The organism is Streptomyces diastaticus subsp. diastaticus (assembly GCF_011170125.1).
Taxonomy (GTDB): domain Bacteria; phylum Actinomycetota; class Actinomycetes; order Streptomycetales; family Streptomycetaceae; genus Streptomyces; species Streptomyces diastaticus.
In genome coordinates, this window is record NZ_BLLN01000002.1 from 1,236,913 (window position 1) to 1,260,055 (window position 23,143).

21 protein-coding genes are annotated in these 23,143 nt (G+C 73.7%); 15 read left to right on the forward strand and 6 right to left on the reverse strand.

Annotated elements, in window-relative coordinates; all coding sequences use genetic code 11:
- Positions 1-31: 31 nt before the first annotated feature.
- Together Sdia_RS07000 and Sdia_RS07005 are read right to left on the reverse strand one after the other, a co-directional pair.
- Positions 32-1,510, reverse strand: coding sequence for a PH domain-containing protein (locus Sdia_RS07000; protein WP_371874232.1), 1,479 nt, complete (start codon positions 1,508-1,510; stop codon positions 32-34).
- A complete protein-coding gene (locus tag Sdia_RS07005) occupies positions 1,507-2,040 on the reverse strand; it encodes a PH domain-containing protein (RefSeq protein WP_100458040.1) in 534 nt (177 codons plus the stop codon). The genes Sdia_RS07000 and Sdia_RS07005 overlap by 4 nt, the downstream gene beginning before the upstream one ends.
- 31 nt (positions 2,041-2,071) lie before the next feature.
- Here Sdia_RS07005 and Sdia_RS07010 point away from each other — a divergent pair, with 31 nt between their 5' ends.
- Complete coding sequence (locus Sdia_RS07010; protein WP_100458041.1) at positions 2,072-3,214, forward strand: NADH-quinone oxidoreductase subunit D; 1,143 nt, start codon at positions 2,072-2,074, stop codon at positions 3,212-3,214.
- Between the two features lie 113 nt (positions 3,215-3,327).
- Here Sdia_RS07010 and Sdia_RS07015 read toward each other — a convergent pair whose 3' ends face one another.
- Positions 3,328-4,419, reverse strand: a complete 1,092-nt coding sequence (locus Sdia_RS07015) for an SAM-dependent methyltransferase (RefSeq protein WP_100458042.1) — start codon at positions 4,417-4,419, stop codon at positions 3,328-3,330.
- A gap of 189 nt (positions 4,420-4,608) precedes the next feature.
- Between Sdia_RS07015 and Sdia_RS07020 the strand changes: the two genes are divergently transcribed.
- A complete protein-coding gene (locus tag Sdia_RS07020; protein ID WP_100458043.1) occupies positions 4,609-5,814 on the forward strand; it encodes a sensor histidine kinase in 1,206 nt (401 codons plus the stop codon).
- Positions 5,815-5,980: 166 nt separating this feature from the next.
- Entirely contained in the window at positions 5,981-6,670 is a 690-nt protein-coding gene (locus Sdia_RS07025) for a response regulator (RefSeq protein ID WP_100458044.1), read from the forward strand.
- Between the two features lie 13 nt (positions 6,671-6,683).
- Here the strand turns inward: Sdia_RS07025 and Sdia_RS07030 are convergent, their stop codons facing one another.
- Positions 6,684-7,922 carry a threonine aldolase family protein gene (locus tag Sdia_RS07030; RefSeq protein ID WP_115068781.1) on the reverse strand — a complete coding sequence of 413 codons (1,239 nt, stop codon included), beginning with the start codon at positions 7,920-7,922 and terminating at the stop codon, positions 6,684-6,686.
- 259 nt (positions 7,923-8,181) lie between these two features.
- Here Sdia_RS07030 and Sdia_RS07035 point away from each other — a divergent pair, with 259 nt between their 5' ends.
- From Sdia_RS07035 to Sdia_RS07080, 10 genes are all read left to right on the forward strand, one after another.
- Positions 8,182-9,201: a Rossmann-like and DUF2520 domain-containing protein gene (locus Sdia_RS07035; protein WP_189500730.1), complete on the forward strand. Its 1,020-nt coding sequence runs from the start codon at positions 8,182-8,184 to the stop codon at positions 9,199-9,201.
- The gene (gene panC / locus Sdia_RS07040; RefSeq protein WP_100458047.1) at positions 9,198-10,235 is read left to right on the forward strand and encodes a pantoate--beta-alanine ligase; all 1,038 of its coding nucleotides are present in this window, start codon (positions 9,198-9,200) and stop codon (positions 10,233-10,235) included. The genes Sdia_RS07035 and panC overlap by 4 nt, the downstream gene beginning before the upstream one ends.
- Positions 10,232-11,980, forward strand: a complete 1,749-nt coding sequence (locus Sdia_RS07045) for an L-aspartate oxidase (protein WP_124287322.1) — start codon at positions 10,232-10,234, stop codon at positions 11,978-11,980. Before panC ends, Sdia_RS07045 begins: the two co-directional genes overlap by 4 nt.
- Before the next feature lie 106 nt (positions 11,981-12,086).
- On the forward strand, positions 12,087-13,106 hold the full coding sequence (gene nadC / locus Sdia_RS07050) for a carboxylating nicotinate-nucleotide diphosphorylase (RefSeq protein ID WP_100458048.1): 1,020 nt from the start codon (positions 12,087-12,089) through the stop codon (positions 13,104-13,106).
- Positions 13,106-13,903 (forward strand): type III pantothenate kinase, encoded by a 798-nt coding sequence (locus Sdia_RS07055; RefSeq protein ID WP_100458049.1) that lies wholly within the window; start codon positions 13,106-13,108, stop codon positions 13,901-13,903. The genes nadC and Sdia_RS07055 overlap by 1 nt, the downstream gene beginning before the upstream one ends.
- A gap of 186 nt (positions 13,904-14,089) precedes the next feature.
- Positions 14,090-14,698: a hypothetical protein gene (locus Sdia_RS07060; RefSeq protein WP_189500732.1), complete on the forward strand. Its 609-nt coding sequence runs from the start codon at positions 14,090-14,092 to the stop codon at positions 14,696-14,698.
- A gap of 196 nt (positions 14,699-14,894) precedes the next feature.
- Positions 14,895-15,077 carry a hypothetical protein gene (locus tag Sdia_RS07065; protein ID WP_100458051.1) on the forward strand — a complete coding sequence of 61 codons (183 nt, stop codon included), beginning with the start codon at positions 14,895-14,897 and terminating at the stop codon, positions 15,075-15,077.
- A 290-nt stretch (positions 15,078-15,367) separates the two neighbouring features.
- Positions 15,368-15,925: a BlaI/MecI/CopY family transcriptional regulator gene (locus Sdia_RS07070; protein WP_229831649.1), complete on the forward strand. Its 558-nt coding sequence runs from the start codon at positions 15,368-15,370 to the stop codon at positions 15,923-15,925.
- A 99-nt stretch (positions 15,926-16,024) separates the two neighbouring features.
- Positions 16,025-16,582: an amino-acid N-acetyltransferase gene (locus tag Sdia_RS07075; RefSeq protein WP_100458053.1), complete on the forward strand. Its 558-nt coding sequence runs from the start codon at positions 16,025-16,027 to the stop codon at positions 16,580-16,582.
- Positions 16,583-16,828: 246 nt separating this feature from the next.
- Positions 16,829-17,170, forward strand: a complete 342-nt coding sequence (locus tag Sdia_RS07080; RefSeq protein WP_100458054.1) for a histone-like nucleoid-structuring protein Lsr2 — start codon at positions 16,829-16,831, stop codon at positions 17,168-17,170.
- Here Sdia_RS07080 and Sdia_RS07085 read toward each other — a convergent pair.
- The gene (locus Sdia_RS07085; RefSeq protein ID WP_219732205.1) at positions 17,101-17,742 is read right to left on the reverse strand and encodes an SCO3374 family protein; all 642 of its coding nucleotides are present in this window, start codon (positions 17,740-17,742) and stop codon (positions 17,101-17,103) included. The two genes, Sdia_RS07080 and Sdia_RS07085, sit on opposite strands and share 70 nt — an antisense overlap.
- Before the next feature lie 431 nt (positions 17,743-18,173).
- On the opposite strand from Sdia_RS07085, the gene Sdia_RS07090 reads away from it, so the two are divergent.
- Positions 18,174-20,696 (forward strand): ATP-dependent Clp protease ATP-binding subunit, encoded by a 2,523-nt coding sequence (locus Sdia_RS07090; RefSeq protein WP_100458056.1) that lies wholly within the window; start codon positions 18,174-18,176, stop codon positions 20,694-20,696.
- Between the two features lie 92 nt (positions 20,697-20,788).
- On the opposite strand, the gene Sdia_RS07095 is transcribed toward Sdia_RS07090, so the two are convergent.
- Positions 20,789-21,241 carry an NlpC/P60 family protein gene (locus Sdia_RS07095; protein WP_100458057.1) on the reverse strand — a complete coding sequence of 151 codons (453 nt, stop codon included), beginning with the start codon at positions 21,239-21,241 and terminating at the stop codon, positions 20,789-20,791.
- Positions 21,242-22,411: 1,170 nt separating this feature from the next.
- Here Sdia_RS07095 and Sdia_RS07100 point away from each other — a divergent pair.
- A complete protein-coding gene (locus tag Sdia_RS07100; RefSeq protein ID WP_100458058.1) occupies positions 22,412-23,116 on the forward strand; it encodes a M23 family metallopeptidase in 705 nt (234 codons plus the stop codon).
- Positions 23,117-23,143: the final 27 nt, after the last annotated feature.

Consider the following 23,143-nt stretch of genomic DNA (forward strand, 5'->3'; position numbering starts at 1 on the left):
GCGCACGGCATATGCCGCGCCGGCGGAGCCGTCACCCGGGAGACGGGACGGCGCCCGTCCCGCCGCCGTTCCCCTCTTCCGCTCCCGCTCCCGGACCCGTCATCCACCGGTCGGGGTGTGCCGTGCGGCGGCTGGTGCGGGAGCGGTCGGCCTGCTCGCGGAGGAGCGCGGCCGCCTCGGTGGCGTCGCGGAGGTGGGCGGTGACCGTCTTGGATGCGCCGGTGTCGACGTGCAGGTCGGCGACGCCCTGGTGGCGCTGCCACGGCCCCTGTTCCAGCCGGACACTCTGCACCTTGGCGTGCGGGACGAGAGCGACGGTGCGGTGGAACAGGCCGTGCCGGGCGGCGAAGAGGCGGTCGGTGACCGCGAGGCCGTACCCCCGCCACCAGGCCGGTACGCACCAGGCCGCGCGGCCCGGCGGCGGGAGGAACTCCTCGGGCACCTCGGCGCCCGCGAGAACCCGCGAGATGATCTCCCGCGCCGTCGCGCGGTCGGCCACCGGCAGCAGCACCCCGTTCTGCGAACCGGCGACGTCCAGCTCCACGCGTACCCAGCCGAGCCGCCGCCACAGCCACGGCTCGACGACCCGTACCGTCTGCACCCGGCCGGGCGGCACCGTCTCGTGCGAGCGGTCGAGCAGCCCGTGGTCCAGCCGCAGCCCGTCGGGGGACTCACCGAGCGTCCAGTCGTACTCGCGGACGAAGCGCCCCGCGCTGGTGGCCCCGGCGGCGCCCAGCAGCGGGAGGCCGGCGGCCAGTACCGTCCACAGGTTGTGGGTGGCGAACCAGAGGAACCCCGGCACGATCAACGCGCCGACCAGCGACAGCCAGGTGGTCGCCGTCAGCAGCAGGGAGACGGCGAGCATACGCGGCGCCACCCGGACCAGTCGCCGTACCGGCGCCTCTCCGACCTCGCCCGCCGTCTCCGGGGCGAACCCGGCCGCGCGCGCCAGCAGTTCGGCCCGCAGGGCGCGCGCGTCCGGCTCACCGAGGTAGGCCAGTTCGTCCTTGCTGCTGGTGCCGATGACGTCCATCTTCAGCTTGGCCACCCCGAGGAAGCGGGCGAGCAGCGGCTGCGTCACGTCGACCGCCTGCAGCCGGTCGAGCCGGATGTGCGCGGTACGCCGGAACAGCACTCCCGTCCGGATGCGCAACTCCGTGTCGGTCACCGAGAAGTGGGTCACCCACCAGGAGAGGAAGCCGTACAGCGCGGCGGCCGGCAACAACACGCCGAGCCCTAGCAGCAAGGTGCTGGTCGCCAGATCACTGACATGCCGGTACGCGCTGCCCGGATCGTGCAGTGCCCACCCCGCCAGGAGCGCCACCGGCGCCCAGGCCCGCCGCAACGGCGTGACGGGGTGCAGACGACGCTCGCCGGAACCGGGCCGGCCGGCGGAGACGGGTGCCTGGCCGGAGGCGTCGCCCACGGGCCCGGCGGCGCGGGCCGGCCCGGTGCGCCGGGGCCCGTCCTCGGCGGCCTCGTCGTGGGGCGGGCCCGACGCCTCGTTCACAGGCCCGCCGAGCGGGCCTCGCCCAGTTCGGTGAGGCGGTCGCGGAGGCGTTCCGCCTCGGACGGGTGCAGGCCGGGGATGCGGGCGTCGGTCGCGGCGGCCGCCGTGTGCAGCTGCACCCCGGCCAGGCCGAACCGGCGTTCCAGCGGGCCGGAGGTCACCTCGACCAGTTGCATCCGGCCGTACGGCACCACCGTCTGTTCGTGCCAGAGCACGCCCCGGCTGATCAGCAGGTCGTCGGCGCGCTCGGCGTACCGCCACGAGCGCCAGTTCCGGGCCAGCAGGGGCCAGCCCCACGGCAGGACCGAGAGGGGAACCAGCGCGAACAGGGCCCAGCCGGGACCGGCCAGCAGGCCGAGCGCCACCCCGGCCACCAGGGCGAGCCCCACCGACCAGGCGACCAGCAGCAGCCGGCGCATCACCAGCAGTCCCGGCGGCAGCGCGGTCCACGCCGGGTCGCCGCAGGGGCCCTCCGGTGCTGTGCCGCCGGCCGCCGCTCCGCCCGCCGCAGTCCCGCTCCCCGTCTCCATGGCCCCAGCCTAGATGCGAGAGACTGACTCCATGACGGAGACGATGATCGGCATCGGCGGCGGCGCGGAGAGCACCGACATGGTGCTCAACATCGGCCCCCAGCACCCCTCCACCCATGGTGTGCTCAGGCTGCGCATCGTGCTCGACGGGGAACGGGTCGTCTCGGCCGAACCGGTCGTCGGCTACATGCACCGGGGTGCCGAGAAACTCTTCGAGGCGCGTGACTACCGGCAGATCGTCATGCTCGCCAACCGCCACGACTGGCTGTCGGCTTTCTGCAACGAGCTGGGTGTGGTCATCGCGGTCGAGCGGATGCTCGGCATGGAGGTGCCCGAGCGGGCCGTCTGGCTGCGGACGCTGCTGGCCGAGCTGAACCGGGTGCTGAACCACCTGATGTTCCTCGGCTCGTACCCCCTCGAACTCGGCGGCATCACGCCGATGTTCCACGCCTTCACCGAGCGCGAGGAGCTCCAGGCCGTCATGGAGGAACTCTCCGGCGGCCGGATGCACTACATGTTCAACCGGGTCGGTGGCCTCAAGGAGGACCTGCCGGCGGGCTGGCCCGGGCGTGCCCGTGCCGCCGTCGCCGGCGTCCGGGCCCGCATGGACGTCTTCGACCGGCTCGTCCTCGGCAACGAGATCTTCCGCGGCCGTACCCGGGGCATCGGAGTCCTCAGCCAGGAGCACGTCCACGCCTACGGGGTCAGCGGCCCCATCGCCCGTGCCTCCGGCGTCGACTTCGACCTGCGCCGCGACGAGCCCTACCTCGCCTACGGGGAGCTCGCCGACGTCCTGGAGGTCGTCACCCGGGAGGAGGGCGACTGCCTGGCCCGCTTCGAGTGCCTGCTGGAGCAGACCTACAACTCCCTCGACCTCGCCGACGCCTGCCTCGACCGGTACGCCGAGCTGCCGCCCGGCCCCGTCAACCAGCGGCTGCCCAAGGTGCTGAAGGCCCCCGAGGGCCACACCTACGCCTGGACCGAGAACCCGCTCGGCATCAACGGCTACTACCTGGTCAGCAAGGGGGAGAAGACGCCCTACCGGCTCAAGCTCCGTTCCGCCTCGTACAACAACATCCAGGCGCTGGCCGTCCTGTTGCCGGGCACCCTCGTCGCCGACATGGTCTCCATCCTGGGCTCGCTCTTCTTCGTGGTCGGGGACATCGACAAGTAGGCGGGACAGGGCGCGCGGGAGACTCCGGGCCCGCCTCCACCACCGGACCGACGACCGCCGCGCGGCCCGTGCGGCCCGCCGTGCCCGGTCCAGCCACCGGGCCCGGAGCCGCCTCATCCGCCCCCGCCTCCCGGGTCGGTGCCGGGGGGCGGCGGTTCCGTGGTGCGCGGCGGCGGTTCCGAGCCGAGGGGCGGCAGTTCCGTGCCGACGGGACAGAGCAGCCAGCCGAAGTCGCCGAGGCCGCCGCGGGCCGTCAGCTCGGCCGCCTCACCGGCGCCGCTCAGCGCCCGGACGTACGCGGCCGGGTCGGTGGAGGCAAGCGAGAGCGGGGGGCGACCGCCGTGGACGCCGAGGCCCTGGAGGGCCTCGCGCTGGGTGAGCAGGGCGGGGCCGGGGCCGGCGGCGGCCCCGGGGGTGGCGGTGAACGCCGCCGCACAGGCGTCCAGGGCCACATGTGCGGTGAGGTCGCAGGAACCGTCCGGCACCGGGCGGGTCTCGCGGCCCTCCCGGAAACCGGAGAGCGTCCCGAAGGGCGGCCGGGCCGCGCGCTCGTGGGCGTAGTCCACGGCCACGGCGACACCGCGGCGCACCGTCCCGGTGGCCGCGGCCCAGGCGGCGTCCCGAGGCGCGCCGATCTCCGCGCGCGTCCCGGGAGCGGCACCGGCCAGCGGCCACCACCGCCGCAGCCAGTCCCGCTCCCCGGCCGACGGTTCGGGTCCCAGGCGCTCCGTGCCGTCCGGCGCGACCTCCACCAGGCGTACCCTCCCGTCGGGAGCGACCTCGGCGACCTCGGCGGGAACGTTGTCCAGCCACTCGTTGGCGAAGAGCAGCCCCGTCACGCCGTCGGGCGGGGCGGCCCGCCACTCGACCCGCGGGTCGAGGCCCCGCGGCCGGCCCACGGCCCGTTCCACCGCGACCACCCTGGTCCGGTCCGCCAGCTCCGGAGGCAACGCGCGAAGCACCCCGGCGCACAGCTCACCCCGGCCCGCGCCCATGTCGACGAAGGCCAGTTCCGGCGGTCCGCCGAGCGACCGGTCGACCGCGCCGAGCAGCCGGGTCACCGCCCGGGCGAACAGCGCAGAGGCGTGCACCGACGTCCGGAAGTGCCCGGCCGGACCGGCCGCGCACCCGTAGAACCCGCCCGGCCCGTACAGCGCCTCTTCCGTCGCCGACCGCCACCCGCGCCACTCGTCCTCGCCCGTCATCCGGCCAAGGCTAGAGACTCCCGCGGCCCACCCCGCCCGCGGTTCCGCTCCGGGGGCGGAAGGCGGGGACGTGCGGCGTGGCCAGGGGGTGTGTGCGGCGGGCATCCACCTAGGGGAGTACGCCCGGCGGACACGGATCGGACCTCCGGTTGACCCGGGCGCTTCGGCGACCTGCCTACGCTGGGTCACGTGCAGCGTCTCTACGATCTCATCCGCCGACACCCCACGTGGGTCGACTGCTTCTGGGCCGTCGTCCTGCTCGGTGTCAGCTCGATGGAGCTGCTGCCGGCCGACCCGGACCACCCGCGACGGATTCCCCTCGTCCCGCACGCCGTGATCGTCGGTGTCTTCTGCGTGACGCTCGCGCTGCGCCGGAAGGCGCCCGAGCGGACGCTGCTCCTCGCCGTCGCCGGAGGCGTGGCCCAACTCGTGCTGAACGTGCCGGTGATCCCGGCCGACTTCGCGATGCTGGTGGTCATCCACACCGCCGCGGCGCACGGCGCGAAGTGGTCCTCGCGGCTGGCGCTCGCCGGCGGGCTGCTCGCGGCGCCGCTCGCCCAGGCCCGCTGGCCGCTGGAGAGCGGGGGTACGGCGGCCCGGCTGTTCTGGGCGGCCGTGATGACGGTGCCGTTCGTCCTCGCGTGGGTGCTGGGCGACTCGCTGCGCACCCGCCGGGCCTACTTCGCGCAGCTGGAGGAGCGGGCCGACCGGCTGGAGCGGGAACGCGAGGCGCAGGCCAAGATCGTCGTCGCCGCCGAGCGGGCCCGCATCGCCCGGGAGCTGCACGACGTGGTCGCCCACAACGTCTCCGTCATGGTGGTCCAGGCCGACGGTGCCGCGTACGTCATCGACGCCGCCCCCGACCAGGCCAAGACCGCCCTGGAGACCATCTCCACCACCGGCCGGCAGGCGCTCGCCGAGATGCGACGGCTGCTCGGCGTGCTGCGCAGCGACGGCCAGCCGGACACCGGCGAGTACGTACCGCAGCCCGACGCCGACCAGCTCGGCGAGCTGATCGAGCAGGTTCGCGCCTCCGGGCTCACCGTCGACTACCGCGTCGAGGGCTCGCCCCGCCCCCTGCCCAGCGGCGTCGGCCTCACCGCCTACCGCATCGTCCAGGAAGCCCTGACCAACACCCGCAAGCACGCCGGTCCCGACGTGGGCGCCAGCGTCCGGCTCGTCTACTTCGACGACGGCGTCGGTGTCCTGGTCGAGGACGACGGCGCCGGAGCCCCCCGCGAGCTGTACGGGGAGGGCGGCGCCGACGGTCAGGGCCAGGGGCTGATCGGGATGCGGGAACGCGTCGGCATGGTCGGCGGCACGCTGGACGCGGGCCCGCGCCCGGGCGGCGGCTTCCGCATCAGCGTCCTGCTCCCGCTGAAACCGGCGGGGTGACATCCTCGGCGGACCGCCCGGACGAGCGGCCCCCGCCCGCGAGGCCGCCCCTCGCCGGCACCGGGAAGGACCGGTCCCGGCCTGGCTCCGCCAGGCACCGTCCCGGAAGTACGGCGCGGGACAGCAGTACGACGCAGGACCCGAACAGGACAGGGAAGGGATTCGCATGGCGCCGATCCGCGTGATGCTCGTGGACGACCAGACGCTTCTGCGCACCGGCTTCCGCATGGTGCTCACGGCCCAGCCGGACATGGAGGTGGTCGGGGAGGCGAGCGACGGCGCCGAGGCGATCGAGGTGCTGCGGTCCACCGCCGTCGACGTGGTGCTGATGGACGTGCGGATGCCGCGCCTGGACGGGGTGGAGGCCACCCGGCGGATCTGCGCCGCCGAGAACCCGCCGAAGGTGCTGATCCTGACCACCTTCGACCTGGACGAGTACGCCTTCACCGGCCTCCGGGCCGGTGCCAGCGGGTTCATGCTCAAGGACGTTCCTCCTTCCGAACTGCTCACCGCGATCCGTTCCGTGCACAGCGGTGACGCCGTGGTCGCGCCGTCGACCACGCGCCGCCTCCTCGACCGGTTCGCGCCGATGCTCCCCGACGCGGCCGCCGCCCCCCGGCACGCCGGACTGGACCGGCTCACCGGCCGGGAGCGCGAGGTGATGATCCTCGTCGCCCAGGGCCTCTCCAACGGCGAGATCGCCGCCCACCTCGTCCTCTCCGAGGCCACCGTCAAGACCCACGTCGGCCGCATCCTCACCAAGCTCGGTCTGCGCGACCGCGTCCAGGTCGTCGTCCTCGCCTACGAGACGGGCCTGGTCCGCGCCGGCTCCGGGGGGAGCGGACCCGCCCGCTGAGGCGGCGGCCTGCTCACCCGGCCGCCGCCACCCGCCGGGCGAACGTCTCGGCGGCCTCGGCGACCTCCGTGGGCGTCCACGCCAGTCCCGGCCCCGCCACCGTCACCTCGGCCACCGAGACGCCGGGCGCGTCCCCCGGCATCCAGCGGCGGAACAGAGCCGTGCCCGTCTCCTCGGCCAGCTCCGTGACGGCCGCGTCCAGCACCTGGGCCTCGTAGGGCAGCCAGACCTGGAACTGGTGCGTGTGGACCGGGCGCGGGTGGATCCGGAACCAGGGTGCCCCGGCCGCCGCGAACCCCTCGCCGATCGCCTCGGCGACCTCTCGGGCCTTGGCCACGTACGAGGGGAGCAGCGGCAGGACCGTCTCCAGGCCGTGCAGGGCCGCGAGGGCGGTGGGGAACTGCTGGAAGAGCTGGCCCCCGTACCGGTGGCGCCAGACCCTGGCCTCGTCCACCAGGTCGGCCGGGCCCGCCAGGGCGGCGCCGCCGATGCCCTCCAGCGACTTGTAGAAGGAGACGTAGACACTGTCGGCGAGGGAGGCGATCTCCGGCAGGGCCCGGCCGAAGTGTGCGGCGCACTCCCAGAGCCGGGCGCCGTCCAGGTGCACCACGGCGTCCCGCTCGCGGGCGGCGGCCACCACCTCCGTCAGCTCCGCCCAGTCCGGCAGGACGAAACCGGCGTCCCGCAGCGGCAGCTCCAGCATGAGGGTGCCGAACGGCTCGGGGAACTCCGCGACCTCGGCGGCCGTGGGCAGCCGGCGCTCACGCGTCGGGTGGACCGTGCGCAGCCCGCTCACCGCGCCCAGCGCGCCGCCCTCGTGCACCTCGGGATGGGAGAGCGGGTGGAGCGCCACCGTGTGGTTGCCCGAGCGCCCTGCCCAGCAGCGCAGGGCGACCTGCTGCGCCATCGTCCCGGTGGGGAAGAAGGCGGCCGCCTCGGTGCCGAGCACGTCGGCCACCCGGTCCTCCAGGGCCTCGACCACGCCGTTGCCGTACACGTCCACCGGCTCCGCGAGGTCGTGGACGGAGGCGGCCTGCGTGGAGAGTGCGGCGAGGCGCTCCTGAAGGGTGGCGTCCGTGCTGTGGCGCGCGAGCACCCGCTCCGCACTCCGCAGGGCCGCCGCGCGGCGGGCGTGCGGGTCATCCCCGCCGGGTCCTTCGCCCCGTGGCCTCTCCTCCGGGGGCCGGGCCGTGTCCGCGGTCGGCTCCGCCGGGTCCGTCACCGTCTGTCGGTCCCGCTCGTTCTCGTTCATGCCCCGATGATGTCCCAGCCGTCCAGCAGCGTGGCCGGTGCTTCGGCTACGGCTGCGGAGGCGTCAACTCCGGTTCTCTGCCGAGGTGCCCGCCACGCCGACGCGGCTTGCGGAAAGATCAAACGGAAGGACTCGGTCCGCCAGTCGTACGAATATGCACAGCCTGTGGACAACCCCGGGACCGGCCCGAACGGGCCGCGTTAGCATGACGGAAATCGTCCGGTACCCCCAGCGGACTGGAACGGAAGGCCCCAGCCGAGTGAACACACCCTCCCTGCCCGACCCGCACGCCCGCCCCGCCCGCCTCACCGTCGGTGTGGTCGGCGCGGGTCGCGTCGGCCCCGCTCTGGCCGCGGCGCTCCAGCTCGCCGGGCACCGCCCCGTCGCCGTCTCCGGGGTCTCCGACGCCTCCCGGCGCCGCGCCGACGCCCTGCTGCCCGGCGTCCCCCTGGTCACCCCCGCCGAGGTGCTGGCCGCCGCGGACCTCGTCCTGCTCACCGTCCCCGACGACGCCCTGCCCGAGCTGGTCGAGGGGCTCGCCGCCACCGGCGCCGTCCGCCCGGGCCAGTTGCTGGTGCACACCTCCGGCCGGTACGGCGTCGGCGTGCTCGGCCCCGCCCGCCGGGCGGGGGCGCTGCCGCTCGCCCTGCACCCCGCGATGACCTTCACCGGAACCGCCGTCGACGTGCAGCGCCTGGCCGGCTGCTCCTTCGGCGTCACCGCCCCCGAGGAACTGCGGCTGGCCGCCGAGGCCCTGGTCATCGAGATGGGCGGCGAGCCGGAATGGATCGCCGAGGAGGCCCGCCCCCTCTACCACGCGGCCCTCGCGCTCGGCGCCAACCACCTGGTCACCCTGGTCGCCGAGGCCATGGAACTGCTGGGCGAGGCCGGTGTCGGCGCCCCCGACCGGATGCTCGGCCCGCTCCTCGGCGCCGCCCTGGACAACGCCCTGCGCTCCGGCGGCGCCGCCCTCACCGGCCCGGTCGCCCGCGGCGACGCCGGCACGGTCGCGGCCCACGTCGAGCAGTTGCGCGCGCACGCCCCGCGTACCGTCCCCGGGTACCTCGCGATGGCCCGCGCCACCGCCGACCGCGCCCTCGACCAGGGCCTGCTCAAGCCCGATCTCGCTGCTGCCCTCCTCGCGGTGCTCGCCGACCGTGCCGAGGACTCCGTACCCGGCCGGGCATCCGGCACCCCCACCGACGACGACCACCCCGACGACGACCACCCCGACGACGAGCGCCCCGACGGCGAGGGCCAGGACGGAACGGACCGATGACCGACCCCACCCCGCCCGCGCCCACCGGCACCCCGGGCGTCACCCTCGTGCGCACCGCCGCCGAACTGCGCGCGGCGCCGCTCCCCGGACGGCGGGCCGTGGTCATGACGATGGGCGCGCTCCACGAGGGCCACGCCCAGCTCGTCCGCGCCGCCCGCGAGCTGGCGGGCCCGGACGGGCAGGTCGTCGTCACCGTCTTCGTCAACCCGCTCCAGTTCGGCGCGGGGGAGGACCTCGACCGCTATCCGCGCACCCTCGACGCCGACCTGGCGACCGCCCGCGCGGCCGGCGCCGACCTGGTCTTCGCCCCCTCCGTCGACGAGGTCTACCCGGGCGGCGAACCCCAGGTCAGGATCACCGCGGGCGCCATGGGCGGCCTGCTGGAGGGCGCCACCCGGCCCGGCCACTTCGACGGCATGCTCACCGTCGTCGCCAAGCTCCTCCACCTCACCCGGCCCGACCTCGCCCTCTACGGCCAGAAGGACGCCCAGCAGCTCGCGCTGATCCGCCGCATGGTCAAGGACCTCGACTTCGGCGTCGAGATCGTCGCCGTCCCCACCGTCCGCGAGGACGACGGCCTGGCCCGCTCCAGCCGGAACCGCTACCTGAGTCCGGCCGAGCGCCGCACCGCCCTCGCCCTCTCGCGCGCCCTGTTCGCCGGACGCGACCGGCTCGGTGCCCAGGAGGCCCTGCGCGAGCGCGCCGACGCCGCCGGCGGTGACGCCGCCCGCGCCGGGGCGCTCGACGCGCTCGGCGAGTCCCGGCTCGCCGCCGACGCCCATGCCCTGGCCCACGCCCGGCTGCCCGGCCCCGCCGCCGTCCGCGAGTCCGCCCGCGCGGTGCTGGAGGAGGCGGGCCGCGCCGAGCCGCCGCTCGTCCTCGACTACCTCGCCCTCGTCGACCCGGCCACCTTCACCGAGATCACCGAGGACCACGAGGGGGAGGCCCTCCTCGCCGTCGCCGCCAAAGCCGGCGCCACCCGCCTCATCGACAACATCCCCCTCCACTTCGCACCGCACGGAGCCGCCTCGTGACCGGCCAGCCCCCCGAGCAGACCACTGCCCGCACGGCGATACGGCTGCCCGCGCCCGCCCCGGGCTGGGCCGAGCCCGCCGACGTCGTGGTGGTCGGCAGCGGCGTGGCCGGACTGACCGCCGCCCTGCGCTGCGCGGCGGCCGGACTGCGCGCGGTCGTCGTCACCAAGGCGCGGCTGGACGACGGGTCGACGCGGTGGGCGCAGGGCGGGATCGCCGCCGCGCTCGGTGAGGGCGACACCCCGGGGCAGCACCTCGACGACACGCTCGTCGCCGGCGCCGGACTCTGCGACGAGGAGGCCGTACGCCTGCTGGTCACCGAGGGACCCGACGCCGTGCGCCGCCTCATCGGCGCGGGCGCCGTCTTCGACACCGCCGACACGGCCGGCACCCTCGCGCTCACCCGCGAGGGCGGCCACCACCGGCGCAGGATCGCCCACGCGGGCGGCGACGCGACCGGGGCGGAGATCTCCCGCGCGCTGGTCGCCGCCGTGCGCGCCGAGGGGATCCGCACCGTCGAGAACGCCCTCGTCCTCGACCTGCTCACCGACGCCGAGGGCCGCACGGCCGGTGTCACCCTGCACGTCATGGGCGAGGGGCGGCACGACGGCGTCGGCGCCGTGCACGCCCCCGCCGTGGTCCTCGCCACCGGCGGCATGGGCCAGGTCTTCTCCGCCACCACCAATCCGGCGGTCTCCACCGGCGACGGCGTGGCCCTCGCGCTGCGCGCCGGGGCGGAGGTCGCCGACCTGGAATTCGTCCAGTTCCACCCGACCGTCCTCTTCCTCGGCGCCGACGCCGAGGGACAGCAGCCGCTGGTCTCCGAGGCGGTCCGGGGCGAGGGGGCGCACCTGGTCGACGCCGACGGCACCCGGTTCATGGTGGGCCTGCACGAGCTGGCCGAGCTGGCCCCGCGCGACATCGTCGCCAAGGCGATCACCCGCCGGATGCAGGAGCGGGACACCGAGCACATGTACCTCGACGCCCGCCACTTCGGCGCCCGGATGTGGGCCGAGCGCTTCCCCACCATCCTCGCCGCCTGCCGCGCCCACTCCATCGACCCGGTCACCGAGCCGATCCCGGTCGCCCCCGCCGCCCACTACGCCTCCGGCGGCATCCGCACCGACCGCTGGGGCCGCACCACACTGCCCGGCCTCTACGCCTGCGGCGAGGCCGCCTGCACCGGCGTCCACGGCGCCAACCGCCTCGCCTCCAACTCCCTCCTGGAGGGCCTGGTCTACGCCGAGCGGATCGCGGACGCCGTCGTCGCGGCCCACCCGGCGGGCGGACCGGCGCCCGTACCGGCGGAGCCCGCCCGGGCCGAGACGGTCCCGCTGCTCGCCCCCGAGCAGCGGTTCGCGCTCCAGCGGACCATGACGCGCGGCGCCGGAGTGCTGCGTTCCGAAGCCTCGCTGGCCCAGGCGGCCGAGGCACTGTCGGCGCTCCGCGCGCAGTCCGGGGACCGGGCCGACGACGGCGCGCCCGTCGAGGCCAAGCCGGCCGAGCCGGGCGTCGAGAGCTGGGAGGCGACCAACCTCCTCTGCGTCGCCCGGGTCCTCGTCGACTCGGCCCGGCGCCGCACCGAGACCCGCGGTTGCCACTGGCGCGAGGACCACCCCGACCGCGACGACGCCCACTGGCGCCGCCATCTCGTCACGCGGCTGGCGCAGGACCGTACGCTCAGCGTGCACACCACCGCCGGGCCGGGCCTCCCGGCCACCGCCCCGCCCGGTGGGACACCCTGAGCCGTACCGGCGGCCGCCTCCCGGCCGCCCACCGCCCCGCCGCCCGGCCCGACCGCGCGCACCACCTCCCACCACCCGGACCCCACCCTCCCCAGGAGCACCGACCGTGAGCAGCACCCCCGACCTCCCCCTCCACCGGATCGGCGCCCAGGACGAGGGCGGCGGCTGCGGTGACTCCTGCGGCTGCGGGCACTCGGCCGAGGAGACCGAGCTGACCATCGACCCGGCGCTGGCCGCCGGGTTCGCCGCCGCCGGGATCGACCCGTTCGACGTCGAGCAGGTCGCCCTGCTGGCGCTCGCCGAGGACCTCGCCGACGGCGAGGACGTCACCACCGTCGCCACCATCCCCGAGGCCGCGGTCGCCACCGCCGACTTCACCGCGCGGGAGAACGGCACGGTCGCCGGGCTCCGGATCGCGGAGGCGGTGTTGTCGATCGTGGCCACCGAGGAGTTCGAGGTGGAGCGGCACGCCGAGGACGGCGACCGGATCATCGCGGGCGAGCCGCTGCTGACCGTCACCGCCCGCACCCGCGACCTGCTGACCGCCGAGCGCAGCGCCCTCAACATCCTCTGCCGCCTCTCCGGCATCGCCACCGCCACCCGCGCCTGGGCCGACGCCCTGGAGGGGACGAAGGCGAAGGTGCGCGACACCCGCAAGACCACCCCGGGCCTGCGCGCCCTGGAGAAGTACGCGGTCCGCTGCGGCGGCGGCGTCAACCACCGCATGTCGCTCTCCGACGCCGCCCTCGTCAAGGACAACCACGTGGTGGCGGCCGGGGGCGTCGCCGCCGCCTTCCGCGCGGTGCGCGAGCGGTTCCCCGAGGTGCCCATCGAGGTGGAGGTGGACACCCTGCACCAGCTCCGCGAGGTGGTGGAGGCCGGCGCCGACCTGGTCCTGCTGGACAACTTCACCACCGTCGAGACCGAGGAGGCCGTCACCCTGGCCGACGGCCGCGCCCTGCTGGAGTCCTCCGGCCGCCTCACCCTGGACAACGCCCGCGCCTACGCGGAGACCGGCGTCGACTACCTCGCGGTGGGCGCCCTCACCCACTCGGCGCCCATCCTCGACATCGGCCTGGACCTGCGCGAGGCCCGCCTCGGCGCCGTCGAGGGAGCGGGCGCCTGATGCTGCTCACCATCGACGTCGGCAACACCCACACCGTCCTCGGCCTCTTCGACGGCGACGAGATCGTCGAGCACTGGCGGATCTCCACCGACCCGAGGCGCACCGCGGACGAGCTGGCCGTCCTGCTCCAGGGCCTGATGGGCACCCACCCGCTGCTCGGCGAGGAGCTGGGCGACGGCGTCGAGGGCATCGCCATCTGCTCGACGGTCCCCTCGGTCCTGCACGAGCTGCGCGAGGTGACCCGGCGGTACTACGGCGACGTGCCCGCCGTGCTGGTCGAGCCGGGCATCAAGACCGGCGTGCCGATCCTGATGGACCACCCGAAGGAGGTCGGCGCCGACCGCATCATCAACGCGGCCGCCGCCATCGAGCTGTTCGACGGCCCCGCGATCGTCGTCGACTTCGGCACCGCCACCACCTTCGACGCCGTCTCGGCCCGTGGTGAGTACGTGGGCGGCGTCATCGCCCCCGGTATCGAGATCTCGGTGGAGGCGCTGGGCGCGAAGGGCGCCCAGCTCCGCAAGTTCGAGGTGGCCAGGCCGCGCAGCGTGATCGGCAAGAACACCGTGGAGGCGATGCAGTCCGGCATCATCTACGGCTTCGCCGGCCAGGTCGACGGTGTGGTCGCCCGGATGTCCCGCGAGCTGGCCGACGACCCCGAGGACGTCACGGTCATCGCCACCGGCGGCCTCGCCCCGCTGGTCCTCAAGGAAGCCACCGTCATCGACGAGCACGAGCCCTGGCTCACCCTCATCGGCCTCCGCCTGGTCTACGAGCGGAACCGCCCGCGCCTCTGACCGCGCCGCCTCGTGGCCGCCCCGGGGCGCCCGGCCCCGTCCGCCCGCCCCTTCCGGCGCAGCGGGCGGGGCCGTTCGGTGGGCCCTGACGTGCGGAACCACGCCACCCCATTTACGTTAAGCGGATTTTGTCTGGTTTGTGCGTATCGTCGGCCCATGCCCACGCCATACGGATTCCGCGGCGGCATGGCGTTCAGCGCAGACGAGCTGCGTGTGCTCCGACGCGCCCTCGCCATCGCCCTCCATCCCAGCACCGCCGACGACGCAGACGTCCCCGACTGCCTGCGCCTGGCCCACTCGGTCGACGAGGCGGTCCACGAGAGTGCCCGGCTCCGTGACTTCCTCCTCGCCGACCTCGCCCGCTACCGGGCGGCTCTGCCGGGCACGGTCGCGGGGTACCTCCCCCTGCTGGAGGAAGCCCTCGGCGCCGGATACCAGCCGGTCCCCGACGATCTCGCCGCCCTCAGGGCGCTGCGCGGCAACGCCGTCGCCGCCGATCTGCTCGCCCGCTGCCGGGTCCTCGTCGAGCGCGCGGTCCGGGCGAAACTGGCCGGCCGCCCGGCTCCCGTCGAGGCCGCACGTGCCACGGTGCCCGCCTCCCGCGCCCGCCTGCACGCGCTGCCCGGCGGCGGCGACACGGCCGAGCGGCCGGCGGCGCCCGGTCCCGGCCCCGACCGGCGGCCCGCCACGCCCGAGCCGGAGCGCGAGCGTCCGGTGCCGACCCCGGCCGAGGTGTTCCCGCCCAAGCGCAAACCGGCCCCGCCGGAGCCCCCGAGGAAACTCGCGGCAGGCTGACCGGGACGCGAAGCGTCGCTTCGCGTCCCGGCCGGACAGCCCGGCGCCGGGCGGAGCCTCCTCCGCCCGGCGCCGACGCGTCCCCGGGCTCCGGCGCCACCCGCCGCCTCCCGGCCGCCCGCAGGCGGCCTCCACACGGCGGCGACACGGCCGGGGCCGGGCGCGGGCCGGGGAGGCCGGTGGCTACCCTGGTCCCATGGACTACGTCTCCGCGCTTCTGCCTCCCACGGTGATGGCCATCTTCTTCGGTGCGCTCATCACGGTCATCGTGAAGACCCAGGGAGGTGCCAACAAGGCCAAGGAGGACGCGGCCGTCGACGCCGCCCTCTCCCGCGCCGAGCACACCCGCCAGGCCGCCGCTCCGGCGAAGGAGGCCTGACCGGCCCCGGTCACGGCCCGCCGCACGCCCGCGCCCCTCGCCGTACGCCCGCCGTACGCCGTGCCGGGGCTGCTGGACCTGTCCGACGCGCACCCCGCCCGCCAGTGCTCCCGCACGGCCGGAGCGGGGTTTCCGCGTTTCCGGGGGCCTCCCGGGTCCCGGGGCGGTGGGCGGCGGGGCCGGGAACGATCCCCTTTCGGGCGCCGCGCCATGTCCGCCGGGGAATGCGCCTGTTCCCGCACTAAGGTGCACCTGTGCCTCGGCCCTTGGGAGAACTCGAAGACGCCGTCATGACACGCGTGTGGAAGTGGAACCGCCCGGTGACCGTTCGGGAAGTGCTGGAGGATCTCCAGCAGGAGCGGTCGATCGCTTACACCACCGTGATGACGGTAATGGACAATCTCTATCAGAAGGGCTGGGTACGAAGGGAAGCGGAAGGGCGGGCCTATCGATATACGGCCGTCTCCACGCGGGCCGCGTACGCCGCCGCACTGATGAACGAGGCGTGGCAGCGCAGCGACAACCAGGCCGCCGCACTCGTCGCCTTCTTCGGCATGATGTCGCCCGAACAACGCGAAGCCCTCGGCGACGCGATGCGCGTCATCCAACTCCCCTCCGAGGCACCCCGAGAAGTCCCCGGGCCGTCAGAAGGCGCGGAAGGCGCGGAGGACACCGAAGGCGCGGAAGACACGGAAGACGCGGAACGGGCCGAAGCCCCGGAAGAAGCCGAAGACGCGCAAGACCCGCGAGAACCCGTACAAGGCCGCGGCGGACCCACCACGCCCGAGGCGGCGTCCGAACTCCCGGAATCGGAGGGCGGTGCCCCGGAGGCCGGTGCCGGGCGATAGCGTCGCGGTATGTCCTCATCAGGGTCGGCGGACGACTCCGCAGAAGCAGCGTCAGAACACACGGCCGCCCCGGAGGCGTCCGTACCGGGCCGTACGGCGATGCCGGAAGGGGCCGCCGAGAACGCGGCCGACGCCAAAGGCGGACCCCCCGCGAAAGCCCTCAGTGTCCGCCGCGCCCGCACCAGCGACATCCCCGCGGTCCGCTCTCTGCTCGACTCCTACGTACGCAAGGGCATCCTGCTCGACAAAGCGACGGTGACCCTTTACGAGGACATCCAGGAGTTCTGGGTCGCCGAACGCGACGACAACGCCGAGGTCGTCGGTTGCGGCGCCCTTCACGTGATGTGGGAAGATCTCGCCGAAGTCCGTACTCTCGCGGTGAATCCCGAGGTCAGGGGAGCGGGAGTGGGCCATCAAGTGCTCGGCAAGCTCCTTCAGACCGCACGCTGGCTGGGAGTGCGGCGGGTTTTCTGCCTCACCTTCGAGGTCGACTTCTTCGCCCGCCACGGCTTCGTCGAGATCGGTGAGACGCCGGTGGACCACGACGTCTACAGCGAGCTGCTGCGTTCCTATGACGAGGGTGTCGCGGAGTTCCTCGGGCTCGAACGGGTGAAACCGAACACCCTCGGCAACAGCCGCATGCTTCTGCATCTCTAGGACGCGTGCCCGCGTGGTGATCGGCCGCCATTTCCGGAACACGGCCCAGCTGTGGTTCGCTATGTCCGAAACGCGCACGTTTCCGGACCTCTTCCCGGACTCTTGCGCACATCGGTCCGCCCCGGGGGTTTGTGTTTTCCGGTGAAAAGCGGTTTGCTTTCCGGCGTACTGCATATAACAGGGATGGCGAATCAGCGGGCTCCGCTGCGGCCTCGGCCCTGAAGTTATCGATGAAAGGAAATCACCGTGGCACAGAAGGTTCAGGTCCTTCTTGTCGATGACCTCGACGGCGGCGAGGCGGACGAGACCGTGACGTTCGCGCTCGACGGCAAGTCCTACGAGATCGACCTCAAGGCCGAGCACGCCGAGGAGCTGCGCTCGCTCCTGGAGCGGTACGTGAAGGGCGGCCGGCGCACCGGCGGCCGCAGCTCCGGCGGCCGTGGCCGCGCGACCCGCGCCACCTCCGCCGGTTCCGGCCCGGAGACCGCGGTCATCCGCGCCTGGGCCAAGGAGAACGGCTACGACATCAACGACCGTGGCCGCGTCCCGGCCAACATCCGCGCCGAGTACGAGAAGGCCAACGGCTGATCTCCGCACCGCCCCAGCCCGAGCCGGTGGCAGGCCGTCGCCGCCGCGCTCACCAGCCGCACGAGGTCGGGGGCGCCGCCGTCGCCCAGCCGCGTCAGACCGGGCAGGACGGGTGCGCGCCCCGGCCCGCCGGCCAGCGGTGGCCGCACCCACCGCGCGGCCACACCCCGCGTCCGCAGCCCCGGTGGCGCGGGCGCCGCCAGCAGGCCGCCCTCCCCGACCCCGCGCAGCTCCGGCACGAGAGCGCCCCACTCCAGCCAGTCGAGCAGGCCCGGGAGCTCCTCCGCGGAGCCGGGCGCCACCAGCACGTGCATGGTCTGTCCGTCGACCGCCACGGGCGTCGCCGGGGACAACCGGTCCAGTACCTCCCGGCCCGCCGCCGCGGGGAGCGAGAGCGCGTCGAAGGCGGTCCCGGCCGGCAGCAGTGGCGGCACCCCGTCCGTCACCTGCCAGCCCGGCACCCGCGCGTACCAGTCGCGCCACGCCTCGTACCTCCCGTCCGCCGGGCGCGGTCGGCTCGGGCGCGGTACCGGTGCGGCGGGCGGGGTGCCGTGGTGGCCGGGAAGTGTCATGTGGGGGAGAACCCCGGGAACCCTCCCGAGGTCACGGAGCGTTCTGGAAGATGTGCGAAGCGTTCGCACGGTACGGGGTCTGCGCGGCATTCGGCGGCGCAAGGCTGTTCGCCCGTAGCTGAGGGACAGGGGGGGATCGGCATGGAGTGCCGGTGGTCGCGGGTAAGAGATGCCTAGTGGGGAGGGGCGAGCGCCTCGTCCGGCCGTCCCGCGTTCGCCATCGGCGTAGTGGCAGTGCGGGTAACAGCTTGGCCTGCGGGAACATCGTCTCGCACCATCGGGTTGGAGCAGTTGTCGGCGTTCGGGGTCAGGAGGCCATCGACGGGTGTCGGCAGTTGGAATGAGCGGTCCCCGCTTGCGGGACTAAGCTGCGGAAGGACAGGGAGGGGACCGACCCCTTACTGCCTGACCGCTCTGAGGAGCGATTAACGATGTTCGAGAGGTTCACCGACCGCGCGCGGCGGGTTGTCGTCCTGGCTCAGGAAGAAGCCCGGATGCTCAACCACAACTACATCGGCACCGAGCACATTCTCCTGGGACTGATCCACGAGGGTGAGGGTGTCGCCGCTAAGGCCCTGGAGAGCCTCGGGATTTCGCTCGAGGCGGTCCGCCAGCAGGTGGAGGAGATCATCGGCCAGGGCCAGCAGGCCCCGTCCGGCCACATCCCCTTCACCCCTCGCGCCAAGAAGGTCCTGGAGCTGTCGCTCCGCGAGGCCCTCCAGCTCGGCCACAACTACATCGGCACGGAGCACATCCTGCTCGGCCTGATCCGCGAGGGCGAGGGCGTCGCCGCCCAGGTCCTCGTGAAGCTGGGCGCCGATCTGAACCGGGTGCGGCAGCAGGTCATCCAGCTGCTCTCCGGTTACTCGGGGGGCAAGGAGGCCGCCACGGCAGGCGGTCCGGCCGAGGGCACGCCCTCGACCTCCCTGGTCCTCGACCAGTTCGGCCGCAACCTCACGCAGGCCGCCCGCGAATCCAAGCTCGACCCGGTCATCGGGCGCGAGAAGGAGATCGAGCGGGTCATGCAGGTGCTCTCGCGCCGCACCAAGAACAACCCGGTCCTCATCGGCGAGCCCGGCGTCGGCAAGACCGCCGTCGTCGAGGGGCTGGCGCAGGCCATCGTCAAGGGCGAGGTGCCCGAGACCCTCAAGGACAAGCACCTCTACACCCTGGACCTCGGCGCGCTGGTCGCGGGCTCCCGGTACCGCGGTGACTTCGAGGAGCGCCTGAAGAAGGTCCTCAAGGAGATCCGCACCCGAGGCGACATCGTCCTGTTCATCGACGAGCTGCACACGCTCGTCGGCGCGGGTGCCGCCGAGGGCGCGATCGACGCCGCCTCGATCCTCAAGCCGATGCTCGCCCGCGGTGAGCTCCAGACGATCGGTGCGACCACCCTCGACGAGTACCGCAAGCACCTGGAGAAGGACGCCGCGCTGGAGCGCCGCTTCCAGCCGATCCAGGTCGCGGAGCCGTCGCTGCCGCACACCATCGAGATCCTGAAGGGTCTGCGGGACCGGTACGAGGCCCACCACCGGGTCTCCATCACCGACTCCGCGCTGGTGGCCGCCGCGACCCTCGCCGACCGGTACATCTCGGACCGCTTCCTGCCGGACAAGGCGATCGACCTGATCGACGAGGCCGGCTCACGCATGCGCATCCGCCGGATGACCGCGCCGCCGGACCTCCGCGAGTTCGACGAGAAGATCGCCGGCGTCCGCCGGGACAAGGAGTCCGCGATCGACTCGCAGGACTTCGAGAAGGCCGCCTCCCTCCGCGACAAGGAGAAGCAGCTCCTGGCCGCCAAGGCCAAGCGGGAGAAGGAGTGGAAGGCCGGCGACATGGACGTCGTCGCCGAGGTCGACGAGGACCTGATCGCCGAGGTCCTGGCCACGGCCACGGGCATCCCGGTCTTCAAGCTGACCGAGGAGGAGTCCTCGCGTCTGCTGCGCATGGAGGACGAGCTGCACAAGCGCGTCATCGGCCAGAAGGACGCCGTCAAGGCGCTCTCCCGGGCGATCCGGCGCACGCGGGCCGGGCTCAAGGACCCGAAGCGTCCCGGTGGCTCGTTCATCTTCGCCGGCCCGTCGGGTGTCGGTAAGACCGAGCTGTCCAAGGCGCTCGCCGAGTTCCTCTTCGGTGACGAGGAGGCGCTGATCTCCCTCGACATGTCGGAGTTCAGCGAGAAGCACACGGTCTCCCGCCTCTTCGGCTCGCCCCCCGGCTACGTGGGGTACGAGGAGGGTGGTCAGCTGACCGAGAAGGTGCGCCGCAAGCCGTTCTCCGTCGTCCTCTTCGACGAGGTGGAGAAGGCCCACCCGGACATCTTCAACTCGCTGCTCCAGATCCTGGAGGACGGTCGCCTGACCGACTCCCAGGGCCGGGTCGTCGACTTCAAGAACACGGTCATCATCATGACGACCAACCTCGGCACCCGGGACATCTCCAAGGGCTTCAACCTGGGCTTCGCCGCCCAGGGCGACACCAAGAGCAACTACGAGCGGATGAAGGCGAAGGTCAGCGACGAGCTGAAGCAGCACTTCCGCCCCGAGTTCCTCAACCGTGTCGACGACGTCATCGTCTTCCCGCAGCTCAGCCAGGACGACATCCTCCAGATCGTCGACCTCATGATCGGCCGCGTGGACGAGCGTCTGAAGGACCGGGACATGGGCCTGGAGCTCAGCCAGGAGGCCAAGGAACTGCTCGCCAAGAAGGGCTACGACCCGGTTCTGGGCGCGCGTCCCCTGCGTCGCACCATCCAGCGGGAGATCGAGGACACCCTGTCCGAGAAGATCCTGTTCGGCGACCTCCGCCCCGGCCACATCGTGGTCGTCGGCACCGAGGGCGAGGGCGACGACCGGACCTTCACCTTCCGGGGTGAGGAGAAGTCGGCGCTGCCCGACGCCCCGCCGGTCGAGTCGGCCGCCGGTGGCGGACCGAACCTGAGCAAGGAGTAATGCCGGCGCGTCCCCTCGGGGCGCCGCCAGGCTGGGCCGCCTCCCCGGGCCCGTTCCACGGAACGGAGCCGGGGAGGCGGCCTTTTCGCGTCTCACGGCGGGGCGGGGCTGCCCGGCTCCCTCTCGGCCGTCCGTACCCGTTTGATCCCGACCAGCTCCCGGTAGCGGGCCCTGGCCGCGAAGTCGGCCCTGCTCCAGACGGCGGGCCTGCCCACCTCCCGGCAGAGGTGCAGGATCGTGTCCTCGGCCATCCAGAGGCCCACGTGCGCCCCGTACGCCGAGCCGTCGGGGCTGAAGAGGAGCAGGTCGAGCGGTTCCGGGTGCGGGACGGGGAACGTGGCGGTCCGGTCGGCCCACAGCTCGGCCGAGCGCAGCGGGGGCACCCGGCGGCCGAACCGGCGCAGCACCTCGTAGGCGTAGAGCTGGCAGTTGGCGCCGTGGGCGGCCGCGGGGCGGGCGGCCGTCGCGGGGGAGCCCGGGTGGCGGGCGCCCACGTACGGGACCGTCCAAAGGTCGGCCGGGAGGTCGGCCAGGAGTCCGTCCATGGGGCCATCCTGCCGTGGGCGTGGGCGTGGGCGTGGGCGTGGGCGTGGGCGTGGGCGTGGGCGTGGGCGTGGGCGACGGCCGGGCGGGCGGGCGAGGACGCGGGCTCGACGGGAACCGGTTCCCGGTGTCGCGCGGGGCCGGAGGGCCCGTCCAGGGCCTGGTGGGGCCGGTGCCGTCTGCCGCACCGGGGTGAGGACGAACGGCGGACCACCGCTCCGCGCCCGGCGCTGTGGCCGGTCCGGGCAATCGGCTGCCAGGACGGCGCCACGTGGGCGAGGCCGGTGCAGCGGGGGCAGACCGGCGCCGTCCGCGCTCTCGCCTGTGCTCCGAGGGCAGGCGAGGCCGGTGCAGCGGGGGCAGACCGGCGCCGTCCGCGCTCTCGCCTGTGCTCCGAGGGCCCCGGCCCCGCCTCCGTCCCCCCGTTGCGCTCAGGGAAAAGCTTGGAGGCCGCGGGCGAGCCTCCGGCCAAGCGGGGCGCCGGGTCTCGGGGTGGGAGCGGGGGCGGCCGGTCGGCGGGCGGCGGTTGCGGGGCGGCGATCGGCGAGGTTCCGGGCTCCCTCCTCGCACACGGCGGGCCCCGCTTCCCGGCTCTCCGAGGCTGCTCCAAAGACCCTTGCGGAAGCCTCAGACACGCCGGTGCGCACCCCGTGCCGCGGGTCGCCGGGCGTTTTCGGCCCGAGTACCCCCTCCACGGAGTGGCCCGGGCCACTCCGAAGGGCCTCGTCCTGCCGTCCGGAAGGGCGAGTCGGACGCCTCGACGGGGTGGCCCAGGCCACTTTCGAGGGGGCTTCGAGAGGGGTGCCGGGTGACAAGCGGCACAGGGGGTTTCGCCCCTACTACGCCCCCTAGGAGCATTCGCGTCCGGTTTGGATGTTTACGCGGCGGTTTGTCGACCAGGGCGGATCGTTCGTCGTGTGAACGGCTTCACTTCGACGGCGCGGTCACTTCCTTTCGGGCCCGATGTGGGGCCTCGGCCGCTCCGGTGGGGTGATTCGGCTGGTTTCGAGGGGGTTCGTTTGAACTGTCAAGGGTGTGGGTTACCCCCTTCCGATATACGAGATCCGGTAGTAGATGAGCCCTTTGTCCTGGGCTGGGGTGGCGGGTTACCAAGGTGAGGCACCGGCGAAACGTCGGGCTCCCTCGTTCCCCCTCACGGAGGTCCACCCCGTATGTCGAAGCGCGCCATGAACCTCAACCTCGCCTCGCCCCAGCTCCGTACTCGGGTCGCCGTCCTGGCCGCCGGTGTCGGCGCCTCGGCGATGCTCGGGGTCGGGGTCGCGTCCGCCGCGACCGGTGCGGATGCCGCTCCTGGTGCTGCCGCCGGTGCGGTCGCCGCCCAGGCCGACGCGCAGTCGAAGGCCGCCCAGGCCGTCGAGCAGTCGAAGAAGGAAGCCCCCGAGGCCAAGCAGGACAGCAAGAAGGCCGCGGAGAAGAAGGCCGAGAAGCCGGCGAAGAAGAAGTCCTCCTGGACCGTCCCGGTGAACGACGCCACCATCTCCGCCACCTACGGCACCGGCGGTGACCGCTGGACCAACAAGCACTCCGGCCAGGACTACGCGGTGTCGGTCGGCACCGACGTCCACGCCGCCCACAGCGGCACGGTCGTCAAGACCGGCGGCAACGGCGCCGGCGACGGCCCGGCCTACGGCAACGCCGTCGTGGTCAAGCACGCCGACAAGACGTACACCCAGTACGCCCACCTGTCGCAGATCAACGTGAGCCCCGGCCAGACCGTCAAGGAGGGCCAGAAGATCGCCCTCTCCGGCAACACGGGTAACTCCAGCGGCCCCCACCTGCACTTCGAGGTCCGCACCGGCCCCAACTACGGTTCCGCCATCGACCCCGCCGCGTTCCTGCACAGCAAGGGTCTGTGACCCGGTCACAGCACCGCGCGCCCCGGC

Bases quoted from the DNA above. Each gene is read 5' to 3' on its own strand.
- Sdia_RS07075 (WP_100458053.1), top strand. From the start codon at position 16,025: ATGCCGGAAGGGGCCGCCGAGAACGCGGCCGACGCCAAAGGCGGACCC.
- Sdia_RS07010 (WP_100458041.1), top strand. From the start codon at position 2,072: ATGACGGAGACGATGATCGGCATCGGCGGCGGCGCGGAGAGCACCGAC.
- Sdia_RS07005 (WP_100458040.1), bottom strand. From the start codon at position 2,040: ATGGAGACGGGGAGCGGGACTGCGGCGGGCGGAGCGGCGGCCGGCGGC.
- Sdia_RS07030 (WP_115068781.1), bottom strand. From the start codon at position 7,922: ATGAACGAGAACGAGCGGGACCGACAGACGGTGACGGACCCGGCGGAG.
- Sdia_RS07025 (WP_100458044.1), top strand. From the start codon at position 5,981: ATGGCGCCGATCCGCGTGATGCTCGTGGACGACCAGACGCTTCTGCGC.
- Sdia_RS07100 (WP_100458058.1), top strand. From the start codon at position 22,412: ATGTCGAAGCGCGCCATGAACCTCAACCTCGCCTCGCCCCAGCTCCGT.
- Sdia_RS07090 (WP_100458056.1), top strand. From the start codon at position 18,174: ATGTTCGAGAGGTTCACCGACCGCGCGCGGCGGGTTGTCGTCCTGGCT.
- Sdia_RS07015 (WP_100458042.1), bottom strand. From the start codon at position 4,419: ATGACGGGCGAGGACGAGTGGCGCGGGTGGCGGTCGGCGACGGAAGAG.
- panC (WP_100458047.1), top strand. From the start codon at position 9,198: ATGACCGACCCCACCCCGCCCGCGCCCACCGGCACCCCGGGCGTCACC.
- Sdia_RS07060 (WP_189500732.1), top strand. From the start codon at position 14,090: ATGGCGTTCAGCGCAGACGAGCTGCGTGTGCTCCGACGCGCCCTCGCC.
- Sdia_RS07055 (WP_100458049.1), top strand. From the start codon at position 13,106: ATGCTGCTCACCATCGACGTCGGCAACACCCACACCGTCCTCGGCCTC.
- Sdia_RS07070 (WP_229831649.1), top strand. From the start codon at position 15,368: ATGACACGCGTGTGGAAGTGGAACCGCCCGGTGACCGTTCGGGAAGTG.
- Sdia_RS07065 (WP_100458051.1), top strand. From the start codon at position 14,895: ATGGACTACGTCTCCGCGCTTCTGCCTCCCACGGTGATGGCCATCTTC.
- Sdia_RS07085 (WP_219732205.1), bottom strand. From the start codon at position 17,742: ATGACACTTCCCGGCCACCACGGCACCCCGCCCGCCGCACCGGTACCG.
- Sdia_RS07095 (WP_100458057.1), bottom strand. From the start codon at position 21,241: ATGGACGGACTCCTGGCCGACCTCCCGGCCGACCTTTGGACGGTCCCG.